Source organism: Elstera litoralis, assembly GCF_000963705.1.
Taxonomy (GTDB): Bacteria; Pseudomonadota; Alphaproteobacteria; order Elsterales; family Elsteraceae; genus Elstera; species Elstera litoralis.
Map to the genome: position 1 here is coordinate 1 of NZ_LAJY01000772.1, position 793 is coordinate 793.

A 793-nucleotide genomic window follows, 5' to 3' on the forward strand; every position below is an offset into this window, starting at 1 on the left:
TCCCTGAACCGCTCGTAGACTCCCGCGAAAGTATGCATTATTACGAATTTTGTATTAGGCTTTCTATGAAATATAGTGGGCAAATCTTCAATAAGACAATGCATTTTTCTTTGAGTTAACACTCTTCCTGTTCAAGTGAACTTCGGAAAATAACCCAAAAAAATTATAGCAATCGAGAGCCCCGAACGCTTCCTTTGTTCTACTGCAAAACAATGCCGATAAAACAACAATCACAATCAGAAAAATAGTGAATAATAATAAATTCGAAACTTCCGAAATATCTGGAATGTCGCCAATGAGGTAGATGCCAAAAATTTCCGATAGAGGAATAACAATCAAAAAAAACAATATAACACAAAGAAAAGACATGGAATTTATGCAAATCATTCCATAAATTGTCGATTTAATCCTTTCCTTATCGATTACATTTCTGAAAAAAATCATATTTTTCCTCAAATCAATAAAAAATTACCAGTATTAACTCAAGAAGCATCACGTGTCGCAGTTCAGCTCCCCCCTTTTTTCCGAAGCGTTCGATCATGGCGTCACATAAGACCACTCATCCCACAGCGCACCGTTTGAAACCCCGCCACGATCAACCTGCATCTGAACGGCTTTACTAAATACAGTCTGCGGCCAGGGGCGCATATTGCCATCACCGCTTCCACCTAAATCGGCTAATCTGAAATAGTCAGCAATATCCCGAACAACAGGATCGTACCATGCTATATGATTAATTATAGATAGAAGCAAAGCACCAACGGGTGTTCTGTTTGAATCTGATATTTTTTTC

1 protein-coding gene is annotated in these 793 nt (G+C 38.1%); it reads right to left on the reverse strand.

Going from position 1 to position 793, the window contains the following annotated elements:
- Positions 1-537: 537 nt before the first annotated feature.
- Positions 538-793 (reverse strand): hypothetical protein (locus tag VZ95_RS26205; RefSeq protein WP_198148424.1); only part of this gene is annotated, 256 nt, incomplete at its 5' end.